We start from the raw sequence: 2,412 nt of genomic DNA, 5'->3' as shown, positions 1-2,412 counted from the left end.
GAATTCCTTCTTTTTGACTAACCTGGTCTGGAGTCAAATTTTCAGTCTTCTTAGTGTCTTTATTCCCATTTACATAGAACACACGATTTTTATCTGTATTGGCCTGTTGACTATGTTGATTCAGAGCATAAACACACAGACTTAAGGAAAGGATAACAGCAGATCCTGCTGCTATATATTTCTTTTTAAATTTCATGATTTCCTCATTTCTATAATTATTTATATGATGTCTCCATTATTAAATGATTAAATAAATTACTTAACCAATTAATTAACTAGTAAATATTCTACCTCTTTTTAACTTGGATGTCAAGAGATTTTATATATTAATAACAAAATAAAATTCTCCCAAAGTCAGAGTTGTATTTCTAACTTTTGAGAGAACTTCATTTTTGATTCAGACTTTTTCTACTGCTATTCCTTACGCTGTAAGATCAGATAAGTTCTTTTTTATCACTTCTCCACTTGGCAATCTTAATTCAATCGTTCCATCCATATTGAATATAACACTATCTAAGCCTAATCCATAATTAGCTGCAAATTTTGCCACTTTTTCTTGTACAGGATCTATTGCTGGAGCTTCCTCTAATGCTGGATCTAACATAGGGTCACTCGCCACATTTCCTTCTGGATTCAACATTCCATTATCTGTTGAGTTTTCTGGTTTTACAGGTTTTTCGTTTGGTTTTGGTGCCTCTGGTAAAGAATCTGCTGGTTTATTGTCACCATTTCCTTGAGGTGCTTCTCCTGTAAAATCTGCCATATTCTTTTTAATGATTTCTCCCGATGGTAAATGTAATTCAATTGTTCCGTCCATATTAAACAAAACATTTTCTAACTTCATCCCATAACTTTCAGCAAATTTTGCTACTTTTTCTTGTACAGGATCCACTGTAGGAGCTTCTTCTAACGTTGAATTACTAGTACTATTTCCAGTTTCAGGAAGTTTTTCTTTTTCTACCTTCTCACTAGTCTTTGGTTCTTCTACCTTTTCATCAGGTTTTGAATTTTCTTGTGTTTTATTTCCCTTGAATTGTGGTAGAACACTTGGTTTATCAGTTTGATTTTCTTTTTCCAAAATAGGTACTTCCACAATATAAGAAGATTGATTGTCTAAATAGGCATTTGCCATGAAGGTTACAGGAATTTTATTTCCGGCTGTTATGGTTGTTCCTTGGTTTAATTTCGGAATCGGTAAATTGATTTCACCAACTTTATAGTTATTTTCTAAATAAGCATTTCCATGAAATTCATCAAACACTCTGACTAAAGCATCAGTTCCTTTAGGCACTGCATATTGAGGTTTCACTCTTAAATAAGTATCTCCTGCATGGAAAGGATAGAAAATCGTTTGGCTAGCCATTTTATAAGCTAAAGAGGTTGGAACTGTAAATGTACCATCATAACTTACTTCTGGATAATCTTTTGAAGCGATAGTGTACTTAAATGTTTGTCCTGGTAAATAAGGTTGATCTAATTCAAAGTTTGCAATATTCCCTACTCCTTCTCCAAATACTTTACCAGATACTTTCTCCAATACTTTTCCATCTGGTGTTATTAATTTTACTAACATATTGGTGCCTAATTTTTTCTCCAGTTCAGGCGGAAAACTAAAAGAAACGCGTTTTTGCCCATTAGCTAGAGTAAAGTTTTGATTATTAAAGGTACTGTTTTTTAACAAATTAACAACATTCGTTAATTCTTCTCAAGTATAAACTTTATTCCCTTCTTTTTTAGCAACTCCTTCCTCGGGTTTAAACAATTCATAGTTACTGTGAGAATGACCAATTCCAACCGGTTTATGTTCATCAATTGGGTCAGCATGATGGTGATCTCCATGTGGATAGATAATCGCATTTTTTTCTTTATTCACGATAATACTTTCTCGTTTGACACCATATTGTTTCATAATGCCAGCAATTTTTTCTTCGATTTTTTTATCTAAATCTTTCATTTCTTTGTCATTAACTGGATAATCCTGTTCATGAGATGGCACAGAATCTAATCTATTATGACTAGTTTTAACTTCCTCTAAATGTTTTTGTGCTGCCTTGATTTGTTCTGGTGTCAAATCTTTCTTAAAGAAGTAATGATTATGGTCGCCATGTGACATGACAAAGCCTGACGCATCTTCACTGATAATTCGATTGGCATCAAAACCATGACCATCTTCGTCATGGTGATGACCATGTGCATCTTCATCATGATCATCATCGTCATCATGTGCTGGACTTGGTATTACTGGTGTTTTACCTCTCAAATGATCTTGTGCTGCCTTGATTTGTTCTGCTGTCAAATCCTTCTTAAAGAAGTAATGATTGTGGTCGCCATGGGTCATGACAAAACCTGACGCATCTTCACTGATAATTCGATTGGCATCAAAACCATGACCATGTTCGTCATGGTGATGAC

Annotated in this window: 1 protein-coding gene and 1 pseudogene; both read right to left on the bottom strand. The window is 34.0% G+C overall.

What is annotated here, in order from left to right; all coding sequences use genetic code 11:
* The coding region (locus QZ114_RS06935) for a pneumococcal-type histidine triad protein (protein WP_295501381.1) at positions 1-196 on the bottom strand (196 nt) is incomplete at its 3' end.
* 225 nt (positions 197-421) lie between these two features.
* A pseudogene (locus QZ114_RS06930) lies at positions 422-2,412 on the bottom strand (pneumococcal-type histidine triad protein); the annotation flags it as partial.

Source organism: uncultured Streptococcus sp. (genome assembly GCF_901875575.1).
In the GTDB taxonomy this organism is placed as follows: Bacteria; Bacillota; Bacilli; order Lactobacillales; family Streptococcaceae; genus Streptococcus.
The sequence above is the reverse complement of the archived record's forward strand: the minus strand, read 5'-3'. Positions and strand labels throughout refer to the sequence as shown.